The sequence below is a fragment of the Xanthomonas sp. F4 genome, from assembly GCF_011761895.1.
Genome location: NZ_JAASQX010000001.1, coordinates 1055499 through 1068650, shown reverse-complemented (window position 1 = coordinate 1068650; position 13152 = coordinate 1055499). Strand labels below are relative to the sequence as shown.

Genomic DNA, 13152 nt, shown 5'->3' with positions numbered 1-13152 from the left:
TCCCCGCCCGCTCAGGGCGTACCGGCCGGCGCCGGCTGGCGCGCGGATTCGCGCTCGATCACGTCCACCTTGGGATCCTTCCACGGTCCGGTGACCCGGTAGGTGCGCGCGCCGATGTTGCCCAGCGGCTTGCCCAGCACTGCGTTGGCGGCCGCGCCGACCGCCGCACCGACCGGCCCGCCGGCCACCGCGCCGACCACGGTCAGCAGGTTGCCGGACTTGGGATTGACGTCGATGGTCTGGTCGAACTGCTGGGCGCGCAGGTCGGCCTCGCCACGCACCTTGATCTCCGCGGCCGGGCCATCGATGACCATGCCCTCGCTGCGCGCCACGCCATCGCCGAAGCGGATCTGGCCGTCGATGCGGTTGAAGGCGAAGCCCTTGGAGAAGAAATCGCGGAAATCGAACATCAGCCGCCGCGGCAACTGCGCCACGCTGAGCAGGCCGAGCACGCGCCCGGCCCCCGGATTCAGTTCCAGCAGCTGGCCGTTGCGCGCGGCGACGTCGAGCTGGCCCTGCACCGTGGCCAGTTGCAGGCCGGACGGCGTGCCCGGCCAGGCCGCGCTGAGCGTCAGCTGACCTTCGCCGCCACGCACCTGCCCGCCGAAGTCCAGGTTCTGCATCAGCTCGCCCAGGTCGCGGCTGTCGACGCTGGCGTTGAGTTGGGTACGGGCGGTGGCGCCCTTGCCGCGCCAGTCGCCGCTGATGTCGATCTTCTGCTTGTCCGAGCGCAGGTGCAGTTGGTCCACCTGCATGCCGTCGGCGAGCTTGCGCGTGCGCAGCGAGGCCGCACCGAGGGTCATCGCACCGAAGCGCAGGTCGTCCACGTCCAGCGCCAGCGCCGGGATCGCCGCCGGGTCCAGGCTGTCGGCGAACGGGCCGGCCGGGACCGGGCCGGCGCTGCCGGCGACCCCGCTGTCGGCAGGCGTGGCGACCACCGCCGTCGGCGTGCCGTCCGCCGCCGGCAACGTGGCCGTGGCAGAGCGCCAGTGCACCCGCGCCAGGCGCCCGCCGAGCACGCCGCCGTCCTTGGTCGGCACGCTGAGGTCGCCGGCCAGGGCCGGGCCGTCCAGGTGCACGTCGATACTGTCGGCCTGCGGCAGCAGGCGCAGGCGGGTGTTGTCGAACACCCCGCCGAGCAACAGCAGATGGTCGGCGAGGATCTCGATGCGACGCAGCGGCATCGGGTCTTCGCCGCCATTGGCCGCGGCGGCGTTCGGATCCGGGCGGCTGACCACGCCGATCCAGTCGATGGCGTTCAACGCGGCGGTGCGCCCGCTCACCACCAGGCCGCTGGCGGGCGGTTCGTCGGCAACGTGGTCGCTGCCCATCACCACGCGCACGCCGGTCTTGCCGTCCTGGCTGCGCGCGGCCAGCGCCATCAACTTGCCGAAGGCCACCTCGATGCGGCCGCTGCCGACCGGCAGCGGCACGTTGACCGAAGTCGCCAGCGGTGTCGCCGGCGCCTTGTCCATCGGCGCCGGCATCAACAGCTCGGTGCCGACCAGGTCAGAGCGCAGTTGCAGCCGGGTCGGCGGCTGCGCGCCACCGTCGGGAGTCTTGGGCAGGCCGACGCCGATGTTCCAGCGCGAGCGGCCCTGCACGTAGGGCTTGAGCCAGGCCATTTCCGGCACCCGGTCGAGCAGTTCGTTCGCATCCAGCGCCGCGCTCAGCGCGGCCTCGAATGCCTGTTGCGGATCCTGCACACCGTCGCCGGCCCGCAATGCCAGTTCGCCCTGGTGGCCCTGGTAGGACACGCTCAGCTTCTGCGCGGCGAATCCGGTGTCGCTGTAGTTGGCGCTGCCGCGCATGTCGTCGAAGGCCAGGTCCCAGCGCTTGTCGGCGATGTGCGCGCCGAGCAGGTCGACCGTGCCGCGCAGGTGGTGGGTGCCGATGTCGGCACGCAGCGGCTGCAGCAGGTCGAAGGTGACGTCGGCCGGGCCCGAGGCGCTGAGCGCATCCAGGGTGTCGCCGTAACGGGCGCGCAGCGGGCTCTGCCGCAGCATCGCCAGCAGCTTGCCGGTCTCGGCGCGGGTGCTGGCCAGCACGCTGAGCTGGCCTTCCTTGTAGTCGGGCAGCGCCGCGGACAGTTGCTCCACCGGTACGCCTCCCATGCTGCCGCGGCCGTTCACCTCGAAGCCGTTGCCGATGAAGGCGACGCTGGCGTCCACGTTCTCCACCGCCGGCCAGTCGTGCTGGAAGCGCACCTTGGCGTCCTCCAGCCGCGCGGTCGCCTCGAAGCGCCCGTTGTGGTCGGCGAACGGCCAGTCGTCCAGATCGCCGGACACCAGCGCATGGCCGTCGCGCAGGCGCCCGCCCTGCAGCGCGGCGTCGAGCCAGTCGGTGGCGGCCTTGCTCATCTTGGAATGGACCCAGAACGTCTTCGCCGCCACCACCGGCGCGTCCTGCAGATCGGCGGCCAGGTCGATCCACGGCCGCGAGCCATCGCCCTGGAAGCGCAGCCCGCCGCGCACGTCGGCGCCGTAGTCGCTGCCCTGCACGCGCAGCCCCGGGGTCGCCACGCGCAGGCCGTCGCCGTCGCGGAACGCCACGATGCGCCCGGCCAGTTGCACCTGGTGAACCACGCCGAAGCCGCTGGGCCAGTCGACGCGCACCGGACTGCCGGCCTCCAGCGCCAGTTCGCCGGCCTGGCCATCGCCGTCGAAGCGGCCGCGCAGCCCACTCACCCCGGGCGCGCCCCCGGCCGGCGCGAACGCCAGGTCGGCCAGCCGGCCCTGGCCGTACAGCGGACCGCCGGGCACCCCGCTCACCGCCACCTGGGTCAGCTGCAGGCGCGGCCGCGCCACGGACAACCAACTGCGCAAGCTTGGTGAGAGGCGGTCGCTGAGCCCGGCCACGGCGATCAGCGGCGCCACGTCGAGGTGATCGCCGTACAGGGCGAAGCGGCGTCCGCCGGCCACGGTCAGCCCGTCCAGGCGTTGCAGCGGCTGTCCGGCCTGGCCGAACTGCAGCTGCGGCGCATCCAGCCGCCAGCCGCCGTCGATCTGGCGCCAGCGCGCCTTCGCGCGGAAAGTGGTGAAGGCCAGTTGCGGCCGGGTACGGCCGTCGGCCAGCGGCGCGCCGCGCAGGCGCAGCTCGCGCAGCGTGGCATCCACGGTCACTCCGGCGACGCGGCGCTGCTGCAGGTCCAACCAGGCCTGGACTTCGCCGACACCGCCCTCCAGTTCGATGCCGGCCGCATGCAGCAGGCCGGCCCAGCCGGCCAGCTCCGCCGGGCGCACCGCCAGGTAGGCCTGGCCGTCGCCGCGGTGGCGGTCCAGGTCCAGCACCGCCGTCAGCGGCGCCTGTTGCAGATCGCTCCAGCCCTGCACGCCCACCTGCAGGCGCTCGCCGTTCACGCGCATCCGCAGGTCGATCTTCGGTACCTGCGCCTCCAGGCCCAGCGACGGGGCATGTACACGCAGGCGGCCATCGATGACCTGCAGTTCGCCCAACCCTTCCAGCGCATCCAGCGGATCGCCGCCCTGCCCCGAGGTCGGCAGGCCCTGCACGCTCCAGTTGCCGTCGTCGGCGCGCAGCAGGGTCAGCGCCAGGCCGCGCAGGCGCAACTCGGTGAACGAGCGCCCCGGCAAAAGTCCCGCATACATCGACACCAGCACTTCGGCCTGGCCGATGCGCACACCGTCGCCGGCACCGATGCGCAGGCCGTCCAGGCGCAGCAGCGGGCCGCGCCGGGTCCAGGAGGTCTCCAGCCGATCGAAGCGGATCGGCCGCCCGGCGCGCTCGCTCAGCCACGCCGCCACCTGCTGCGGATGCTGCTCGACGAACGGCAGCGCCTGGCTCAACGCGCCCACCGCCAGCGCCACGCACACCAGCCCGATCGCCACCGCGTAGAACGCGAAACGGCGAGCCAGGCGCAGGCGGCGGCGCAGGGGGGGATGCATCAGGCGTGGGGAGTGGGAAATCGGGAATGGGGAATCGCAAAAGCAGCACGCGAACCGCTCATTGCCACGTGAAATTCGGCAAAAGAATCCAGGCAGGCATCAGCGCCGACAGCGCGCTTTCCCCCCATTCCCCATTCCCGATTCCCCACTCCCGGCCTCACAACAACACCACGTCGAACTGCTCCTGCAGGTATTGTTCGTCGGCCTGGAAGCGGATGGTCTTGCCGAGGAACTCCTCCAGTTCGGCCACCGCTGCCGATTCCTCGTCGGTGATGCGCGCCACCACCTTGGTCGAGGCGATCACCAGCAGCCGCGCCGCGTCGAACTGGCGCACCGCGCGGGTGATCTCGCGGAAGATCTCGTAGGTCACGGTCTCGGCGGTCTTGATCGAACCGCGCCCGCTGCATTCCGGGCACGGCTCGGACAACTGCCGCTCGAGGCTCTCCACGGTGCGCTTGCGGGTCATCTCCACCAGGCCCAGCGGCGAGAACTCGTACACCGTGGTCTTGGCATGGTCGCGCGAGAGCGCCTTCTCCAACGTGCGCAGCACCTGGCGGCGATGCTCGGCATCGTCCATGTCGATGAAATCGATGATGATGATGCCGCCGAGGTTGCGCAGCCGCAGTTGCCGCGCCACCGCCTGCGCCGCCTCCAGGTTGGTGCGGAACACCGTCTCCTCGAGGTTGCGCTGGCCCAGGAACGAGCCGGTGTTGACGTCGATGGTGGTCATCGCCTCGGTCTGATCGATGACCAGGTAGCCGCCGGACTTCAGCGGCACCTGCTTGTCCAGCGCGCGCGCGATCTCGTCCTCGACCCCGTACAGGTCGAAGATCGGGCGGTCGCCGGTGTACAGCTCCAGGCGCTCGGCCAGCACCGGCATGTACTTGGCGACGAAGGCCTGCAGCCGCTCGAAGGTCTCGTGCGAATCGACCTTGACCTTTTCCACGTCCTTGCGGATCAGGTCGCGCACCGCGCGCAGCGGCAGGCTCAGGTCCTCGTAGATGATGCTGGCCGGGGCGCCGTCGCGGCCGCGCCGCTCGACCACGTTCCAGACCCGCGACAGGTAGGCGATGTCCTCGGCCAGGGCCTCGGCCGGCTGGCCCTCGGCATTGGTGCGGATGATGTAGCCGAAGCCGCCGTGGCTGGCGGCCAAGTCGGCGACCAGGGTCTTCAGGCGCAGCCGTTCGGCCTCGTCCTCGATCCGCGCCGAGACCCCGATCACCCGCGACTGCGGCAGCAGCACCAGGTAGCGCGAGGGAATGCTGATCTGCGTGGTCAGCCGCGCGCCCTTGCTGCCGATCGGGTCCTTGACCACCTGCACCACGATGTCCTGGCCGTCGCGCAGCAGCTCCACGATCGGCACCGCGGCCGACACCGGCAGCGGCGTCGCTTCCTCGGTGTCGCCGTTGCCGACCGGCGCCGGCCGCACCACGTCGTTGGCGTGCAGGAACGCGGCGCGCTCCAGCCCGACCTCGACGAAGGCCGCCTGCATGCCGGGCATCACCCGCTGCACCCGGCCCTTGTAGATGTTGCCGACCACCCCGCGGCGCCAGCCGCGCTCGATGTGCAGCTCCTGCAGCATGCCGTTCTCGATGACCGCAACCCGGGTCTCGCGTGGTGTGACGTTGACCAGGATCTCTTGCGACATCACAGCACTCCGAAGGTGCGCAGCAGGTGGTGGGTCTGGTGCAGGGGCAGGCCCATCACCCCGGAATAACTGCCGTCGAGACGGCTGACGAAGCGCTCGGCCCCGCCCTGGATCGCATAGGCGCCGGCCCGCCCCATCGGCTCGCCGCTGGCCACGTAGTCGGCGATGTCGCGCGCGGACAGGTCGGCGAAGGTCACCGCCGTCGGCACCAGCACCAGCTCCTCGCGGGCGGCGGCGACCAGCGCCACCGCGGTTATCGCCTGGTGGGTGCGCCCGGACAAGGCCGCCAGCATCGCTGCGGCGTCCTCGGCGTCGGTCGGCTTGCCGAACACGCGGTCGTCCAGCACCACTTCGGTGTCGGCGCCTAGCACCACCGCGTCGGCGGCGTCGGCCAGTTGCGCCAAGCCGGCGCGGGCCTTGTCCAGCGCAACGCGGCGCACATAGGCCTGCGCCGACTCATCCGCCGCGCGCACTTCCGGCACCTCGAGATCGAGGATCCGGAATTGCACGCCGAGGCGGGTCAGCAGTTCGTTTCTGCGAGGGGAACGGGACGCGAGATACAGCATGGCCGAAGGATAACCCGAGCGGACTGACTGAACGATCGCCAATGACGGGACGATCGCGTCGACCCCGAAGAAGATCACGACGCGTTCATCGTCGCGGCAACACCCTCGCCCAATCTTCACAAGGAGAACATCGATGCGCGCATTGTCCGTCCGCCCGCTGCTGCTGGCCCTGTCCCTCGCCCTAGGAGGCACGATGACCGCCCACGCCCAATCCGCCGCGCCCGGCTACGCCGTGCCCGCCGACGGCACCCTGCTCAACATCGCCGCGCAGGCCGAGGCCAAGCGCGCGCCCGACGTCGCCGCCATCTCGGCCGGCGTGGTCACCCAGGCCACCGACAGCGCCGCGGCGATGCGCCAGAACGCCGAGCAGATGACCAAGGTGCTGGCCGCGATCCGCGCCGCCGGCATCGCCGACAAGGACGTGCAGACCAGCGGCGTCAGCCTCAACCCGCAGTACAAGTATGTCGAGAACCAGGCGCCGCAGATCACCGGCTACCAGGCCAACAACTCGGTGAACCTCAAGGTGCGCGACATCGCCAAGCTCGGCAAGGTGCTCGATGCGCTGGCCGCGCAGGGCGCCAACCAGATCAACGGCCCGACCTTCGAGATCGACGATCCGGAACCGCTGTACGACCAGGCCCGCGTCGATGCGCTGAAGAAGGCGCAGGCGCGCGCGCAGAGCTACGCCAAGGCGCTGGGCCTGCGTGTGCGGCGCATCGTCAGCATTTCCGAGGGCGGCGGCGGCGGGGTGCGTCCGCCCATGCCGATGATGCGCGCGATGGCGATGAAGGCCGAGGCCGACACGCCGGTCGCCCCGGGCGAGAGCAGCGTCTCGGTCAACCTGGACGTGGTATTCGAACTGGGCAAGTAAGCGACTGCCCGGACCACGCCTCACGACGGCGCCTGCGGGCGCCGTCGTCGTCTCCGGATTCGGCAGCGCCGCGGCCCTCATTGCCGCACCCAGCGCCAGTCGCGGCCACCCTCTTGCCAAAGCGCCCACGACCGGCGCACTGTCGAAACGCGAACGGGCGCGATGACCCCATCCGCCGCGCCCGTGCGTTCAGAGTGGCGAACAAACCGTCGCGAGCGACCGCCAGGCGGTTGCCGTCCGCGCCCGCCTGGCGGTTGCGCAGCAGGTTGGTTCGCCGCTCTTAGCCGTACCGCAGTCCACGACACTCCTATCGCAGAGGTGGATCCATGGTTCGCACGCAACTCCCCGCCCCGTCCTTCCGCATCGACCTGTCCCGGGTCCTGGCCTACAGCACCGCGCTCGCCTTGCACCTGCTGGCCGCCCTGTTGCTGCTGCTTCCGCTCTCGCACGTGACCGCGCCACCGGAACCGGCGCAGGTGCAGCCGCGCTGGCAGCAACCCGTGGTGGTCCCGGTCACTCCGCCGCCGACCATGCCGGTGACCGAGAAACAGACGCCGCCGCAACCGCGCACCCCGACCGCGGTGCCCGTGCCCGTGCCGGTGCCGACCCCGACGCCGGTCGACAGCAGCCCGGTTGCCCTGGACACCGCGCCCAGCGTCGACCCCGCACCCAGCATCGCCGCGCCGAGCCTGCCGCCGGCCAGCGTGAGCGCGCCGGTGGAGGGCATGCAGTTGCAGTACCTGCGTGCACCGGCCCCGCCGTATCCACGCGACGGGCTGCGCGACCGCCTGCAGGGCAGCGTGCTGCTGCGGGTGCTGGTCGGCACGGACGGGCAACCGCTGCAGGTCAGCGTCGAGAAGAGCAGCGGCCACCCGGTGCTGGACCAGGCGGCGCGCGATCAGGTGCTCAAGCGCTGGGCGTTCAAGCCGGCGCTGCAGAACGGCACGCCGGTGCAGGCGTATGGGTTGGTGCCGATCGATTTTTCGCTCGATCGCTGAGGCGCTGTGACACGACCGGCCGCCATCGCCGGCCGGTCGTGTTAATCCAAAATTCACGCATTATTCACGATAGATACACCTAGATGAGAGACAGCCGGCCACCAAGACGTCGGCACTTTCGTCAGAAAGTCACAACCTGCGTTTCCAGTTAGGAGAGAAACTGTGAACACCCCGACCCAACGGCGTGCAACCCGCCGTACCCTGCTGTGTGCCTCCGTCGCCGGCGTTCTCGCCACCCTCGCAGGCCCTGCCGCCTTCGCCCAGGAAGCGGCCACCAATCTCGACCGCATCACCGTCACCGGTTCCAACATCCCGCGCACCAATACCGAGACCCCGGCACCGGTGCAGGTGGTGAGCCGCCAGGAAATCGACCGCAGCGGCAAGACCTCGCTGGGCGAGTACCTGCAGACCCTGACCGCCAATGGCGCTGGTGCGGTTCCGAAGAGCTTCGGCCAAGGTTTCGCCGGCGGCGGCTCCGGCATTTCGCTGCGCGGCCTGGGTGCCGGTTCCACCCTGGTACTGCTGAACGGCCGACGCATGGCCACGTACGGCCTGGCCGACGACGGACAGAAGGTCTTCACCGACCTGAGCACGATCCCGCTGGACGCGGTCGAGCGGGTCGAAGTGCTGAAGGACGGCGCCTCGGCGATCTACGGCTCCGACGCCATCGCCGGTGTGGTCAACATCATCCTGCGCAGCGACTTCCAGGGCGCGATCCTGCGCGGCTCCTACGGCATCTCCGGCGATGGCGACGGCGATGCGCGCAAGGCGACCCTGACCGCCGGTACCGGCGACCTGTCCCGCGACGGCTGGAACGCATTCTTCAGCCTGGACGTGGGCAAGACCGACGCGATCAAGATCGGCGACCGCAAGGATCGCAAGTGGATCGGCACCGGCGACATCCGCCGCTGGGGCTACGCGGCGCAGGACGCGCAGTTTCTCGGCGGCGCCTACCGCAGCGGCGGCACCAACATCGGCAGCCTGAACGGCCCGAACGGCTCGGTGTTCGACACCAGCGGGCAACTGGTCGCGCTGCCCGGCTGCGCCGGCCTGACCACCATCCCGGGGCAGAACGAGGCTACCTCGCAGGCGCAGGGTTGCCTGTGGGATCCGGTGCAGCAGTTCCGCGACCTGTCACCCGAAGAGAAGTACGTCAACGTGTTCGGCCGCGCCAGCTTCGCCTTCGGCGAGGGCGGCGAGATCTACACCGAGATCGGCTACTCGAAGAAGAACACGGTCTTTTCCAATACCCCCTCCAACGTGTCCGGCGGCTGGGGCTACCCGGGCGGCCCGGTCAACGCCAACAGCGGCCCCGGTGCCACCGTGCTCTACGCCGGCCATCCGGACAACCCGCTGCCCTACGACGCGCGCGTGCGCTACAGCGCCTGGGACGTGGGTCCGCGCGTCACCGACAACACAAACGAGTTCAACCGCTTCCTGGTCGGCGTGAAGGGCAACTGGGGCGACTGGAGCTACGACACCGGCTATTTGCACTCCGGCACCGTCCTGACCAGCACGCGCACCGGCTTCCTGCGCTATAGCGCGGTGCGTTGCGTGCTGGGCAATCCGGCCTGCCCGGCCGGCACCTGGCGCATCGGCGACAACGCCAACCTGAACTCGCAGGCGCTCTACGACTACATCTCGCCGACCATCAACGCGCGTGCCAAGTCTGGCCTGGACATGTTCAACTTCACCGTCTCGCGCAGCCTGGCCGACCTCAAGGGCGGACCGCTGGGCCTGGCGCTGGGCGCGGAATGGCGCAAGACCAGCAACAGCCTGACCCCGCAGACCTACACCGACATCGGCGACATCATCGGCCTGGGCTATTCGGCCTACGACGGCACCCAGAACGTCTATGCCGGCTACGTCGAATTGTCCGCACCGGTGCTGGAACAACTGGAACTGTCGGCGGCACTGCGCTACGACAAGTACGACGGCGGCGACGGCAAGGCCACGCCGAAGCTTGGCGTGAAGTGGACCCCGGCCGAGTGGATCGCGCTGCGCGCCAGCTATGCGGAAGGCTTCCGGGCGCCGAACCCGGCAGAAAACGGCAACGGCGGCCTGGCCGCGTTTTCCAATGCGGCCGATCCGGTGCGCTGCGCGATCAGTGCCAGCGAGTGCGGGACGCGTTCGGTGGCGATCATCACCCGCCCGAACCCGGCGCTGAAGCCCGAGGAATCCAAGAGCTACTCGGTAGGCTTCGTGCTGCAGCCGACATCGACGACCTCGCTGACCGTGGACGGCTGGGAGATCAAACGCACCAACGAGATCGCCCCGAGCAGCACCCGCGATGCGATCCTTGCCGGCAACGTGCTGCGCGACAGCAACAACATCGGCGGCGTCCCCAACAGCGGCACCATCCTGGCAGTCAACACCGGTTACGTGAACGCGAACTCCTCGCGCGTGCGCGGCATCGACACCGACATCCGCCAGACCTTCGCGATCGGCCCGGGCCAGTTGGAGCTGGACGCGCAGTGGAGCCACCTGCTCAAGTTCGAGCGCACCGAAGGCGGCAGCACCGTCGACTACGTGGGCACGCACGGCAACTGCGACGTGACCAACTGCATCGGCACGCCGCAGGACCGCATCAACTTCGGCACCACCTGGAAGCAGGGCAGCTGGAGCGTGAGCGGCGTGGTGAACTACATCGACAGCATCGAGAACAAGGACAGCCGCGGCGGCGAGTACCAGGCGTTCTACGCCGACGGCACGCCGGTCAAGAAGATCGCCTCGTTCACCACCTTCGATCTGTCGGGCCGCTGGAACATCACCGAGGCGTTCGAACTGAGCGCGTCGGTGGAGAACGTGTTCGACCGGATCGCGCCGCTGGATCCGACCACCTACGGTGCGGTCAACTACAACCCGCTGCACGTCAGCGGTGCGATCGGCCGCTACTTCACGGTGGGCGCGAAGTACACGTTCAACTGATGGCCAAGGTCGCACTGCAGTAACGAAAAGCCCGGGCGAAAGCCCGGGCTTTTTTTCTGCATGAGCGGCTCACACGCATCGGCATTCACGCGCACTGTGCCGCCGCGCGAGCGCTCGCAGTCCGCGACCAGCGACCAATGATCAGCGATCAGGCGCGGTGGTAGGGATGATTGGCCAGCATCGCCGCAGCGCGGTACAGCTGCTCGGCCACCACCAGCCGCACCAGCATGTGCGGCAGGGTCAGCGGCCCCAGCGACCAGGATTCGCTGGCAACCGCCAGCACTTCCGGCGAATGGCCCTCGGGCCCGCCGATCAGGAAGGCCAGATCGCGCCCCTGCCCACGCCAGTGCTCCATGCGTTGCGCCAGTTGCTCGGAACTGTGCTGCTTGCCCGGCACGTCCAGCGCCACCACCAACGCGTTCTTCGGCAGCGCGGCCAGGACCCGACGGCCCTCGTCCTCGATGGCGCGTTGCGCATCGCGGCCCTTGCCACGCAGGCCGGGCTCGATCTCGACCAGATCCAGCGGCAGCCAGTGCGAGAGCCGCTTGCGATACTCGGCGAAGCCCTGCGCCACCCAGGCCGGAGCACGCTCGCCGGTGGCGATGAGGCGCGCCTTCATCGCCGCGCGCGCCGACGGCGCATCACCAGCGCTGGTCCAGAAGCATGGCGTCGTACATCGCGTCGTCCAGTTCCTGCTCGGCCAGCCGCGCTCGCTCGCGCTCACGCTTCAACCATTGCTTGAGCGTATCGGCACTCCGCACGGCGACGCGATCATCGGCACAGGAGCGGTTCTCCTCCTGCACTTGCCGCTTGATCTGCGCCAACAGCGCATCCAGACGCTGCGGTTGCGGGGCGCGACCGCCGTAAAGACCGTAACGCCCCATGAAGTCATCGACCAGCCCGGCCAATGTCTGCTCGACCTGCTGCAGTTGCGTGGCGAACAGGCTGTTGTAATCGCGGATGCGCTCCTCCGCCATCGCCGCGATGCCGGCCTGATCCAACTGACCGATCTCCAGTTGCAGTTCCAGCAACGCCAGCAGATCGTCGTCCTGATAGGCCTGGTTGAGGCGCTGCATCAAGGCGGTCTTGCGCGCGCGCTGCTGCGGATCGGGTTCGCGGTCCGGATGCAGCGCAGCCACCAGGTTGCGATACAGCGCGCGCCGTGCCTGTTGCGGGTCGGCAGCGACCTGCGTGGCCTTGCCGGCACCGGCACGGCGGCGCCTGTCGCGCTGCTGGGCGCGCCCGGCCGCATGCGCCTGCTGTGCGTGCAGACGCTCCTGGACCTGCGCATACAACGCCTCGGGGGACTGGATGTGCGCCAGTTCTTCTTCGGTCAGCCCGAACTCCTCGCCGACCACCGACTTCAACAGCGCCTCGGATTCGGCCTGTCCCTGCTCGAAGCCGATCGGGCTATGGCGATCGTAGATGTCCTTCAGCGCGTCGTTGTCGCCGTCCTCGATCAACAGCGCGGCCAGTTCGCAGATGCGCTCGGACAGATCGGCGCGATCGCGCTTGCTCAACTTGTAGGCCGCATGCGCCGCATCCAGTTCCCGCAGCAACTGCCCCTGCGCAGCGTCGCGCTCTCGCAGCAAGGGATCGACCTGCTCGTGAAAACGCTGCTCCCACCGCGGCAATGCGTCCTGCCATGCATGCAACTGGGCGCGGGTGCGCTCCAGACCCTTGACCAGGGAATCGAACCGCTTGCGCGCCGGCGTCGCGCGTGTCGATGCGGCGGCGCCGACGCGGCCACGGACCGGCAACGCATCGCCGGCCGTGGTGCACGAGGGGTCCTGCCGCTTAGGCATCGCGTGCCGTGTCGTCGCCGTCGTCGTCGCCCGGCGGCTGGTCGCCGACCGTCCACAGCCGCTCCAGCGCATAGAACTCGCGCACCCGCGGCAGCATCACGTGCACCACCACGTCGCCGAGATCGACGAGCACCCACTCGGCCTCGCGCTCGCCTTCCACGCCCAGCGGCATCACGTCCAGGCGCTTGGCGAACTTGATCACTTCGTCGGCGATCGACTTGACGTGGCGGGTGGAGGTACCGGACACGATGACCAGGTAATCGGTGACGCTGGACTTGCCGCGCACGTCGATTTCCGCGATGTCCTTGGCCTTGAGTTCCTCGACCGCCTCGCGGACGTGGGCGAGCAGGACCGGCAGCGGCGGCGGCGGATTGGGGACTTGGGTCTTGATGACGTGGGCTTGACTGGACAAAGCGGCGAACTCGATGGAA

At 69.6% G+C, this 13152-nt stretch carries 9 protein-coding genes; 3 read left to right on the top strand and 6 right to left on the bottom strand.

Annotation, left to right across the window (positions count from 1 at the left end; translation table 11 throughout):
• Positions 1–11: 11 nt before the first annotated feature.
• From FHR66_RS04810 to FHR66_RS04800, 3 genes are all read right to left on the bottom strand, one after another.
• Positions 12–3905, bottom strand: coding sequence for a YhdP family protein (locus FHR66_RS04810; protein WP_160968302.1), 3894 nt, complete (start codon positions 3903–3905; stop codon positions 12–14).
• 157 nt (positions 3906–4062) lie between these two features.
• The gene (gene rng / locus FHR66_RS04805; protein ID WP_160968300.1) at positions 4063–5553 is read right to left on the bottom strand and encodes a ribonuclease G; all 1491 of its coding nucleotides are present in this window, start codon (positions 5551–5553) and stop codon (positions 4063–4065) included.
• Complete coding sequence (locus tag FHR66_RS04800; RefSeq protein ID WP_160968298.1) at positions 5553–6119, bottom strand: Maf family nucleotide pyrophosphatase; 567 nt, start codon at positions 6117–6119, stop codon at positions 5553–5555. The genes rng and FHR66_RS04800 overlap by 1 nt, the downstream gene beginning before the upstream one ends.
• 133 nt (positions 6120–6252) lie before the next feature.
• On the opposite strand from FHR66_RS04800, the gene FHR66_RS04795 reads away from it, so the two are divergent.
• The 3 genes from FHR66_RS04795 to FHR66_RS04785 all read left to right on the top strand — a co-directional run bounded on the left by FHR66_RS04795 (position 6253) and on the right by FHR66_RS04785 (position 10916).
• The gene (locus tag FHR66_RS04795) at positions 6253–6990 is read left to right on the top strand and encodes an SIMPL domain-containing protein (protein WP_160968296.1); all 738 of its coding nucleotides are present in this window, start codon (positions 6253–6255) and stop codon (positions 6988–6990) included.
• A 326-nt stretch (positions 6991–7316) separates the two neighbouring features.
• Entirely contained in the window at positions 7317–7988 is a 672-nt protein-coding gene (locus FHR66_RS04790; protein WP_160968294.1) for an energy transducer TonB, read from the top strand.
• A gap of 162 nt (positions 7989–8150) precedes the next feature.
• Complete coding sequence (locus FHR66_RS04785) at positions 8151–10916, top strand: TonB-dependent receptor (RefSeq protein ID WP_160968292.1); 2766 nt, start codon at positions 8151–8153, stop codon at positions 10914–10916.
• A gap of 148 nt (positions 10917–11064) precedes the next feature.
• Here FHR66_RS04785 and rlmH read toward each other — a convergent pair whose 3' ends face one another.
• The 3 genes from rlmH to rsfS are packed head-to-tail and all read right to left on the bottom strand — an operon-like array spanning position 11065 to position 13133.
• Positions 11065–11535 (bottom strand): 23S rRNA (pseudouridine(1915)-N(3))-methyltransferase RlmH, encoded by a 471-nt coding sequence (rlmH, locus tag FHR66_RS04780; protein WP_010340439.1) that lies wholly within the window; start codon positions 11533–11535, stop codon positions 11065–11067.
• 22 nt (positions 11536–11557) lie between these two features.
• Positions 11558–12721, bottom strand: coding sequence for a J domain-containing protein (locus FHR66_RS04775; protein WP_237475373.1), 1164 nt, complete (start codon positions 12719–12721; stop codon positions 11558–11560).
• Entirely contained in the window at positions 12714–13133 is a 420-nt protein-coding gene (gene rsfS / locus FHR66_RS04770; protein WP_160968290.1) for a ribosome silencing factor, read from the bottom strand. Before rsfS ends, FHR66_RS04775 begins: the two co-directional genes overlap by 8 nt.
• Between the last annotated feature and the right edge of the window lie 19 nt (positions 13134–13152).